Source organism: Streptomyces avicenniae (assembly GCF_000719135.1).
Classification (GTDB): Bacteria; Actinomycetota; Actinomycetes; order Streptomycetales; family Streptomycetaceae; genus Streptomyces; species Streptomyces avicenniae.
The window spans coordinates 1-258 of the sequence record NZ_JOEK01000062.1; the positions used below are offsets into that span (position 1 = coordinate 1).

Here is a 258-nt window from a genome sequence, read left to right on the forward strand (position 1 = left end):
ACGGTCCCCCATGCAGTACCATCGGCGCTGGAGAGCTTAGCTTCCGGGTTCGGAATGTTACCGGGCGTTTCCTCTCCGCCATGACCACCGGAACACCTTAAGGGGTGTGCCGGGACCGGAACCCCCCACACAACACACCCCTGGGGTGGTGGTGTGAGAGTTCGCTGGTCGGCGAATTCTTCACAGTGGACGCGAGCATCTATGGACAAGCCCTCGGCCTATTAGTACCGGTCAACTCCACCCCTCACAGGGCTTCCA

At 60.9% G+C, this 258-nt stretch carries 1 rRNA gene; it reads right to left on the bottom strand.

The annotated features are described in order from the left end of the window. Positions 1–92 (bottom strand): 5S ribosomal RNA (rrf, locus tag IF27_RS29755); the annotation flags it as partial. Positions 93–258 lie beyond the last annotated feature (166 nt).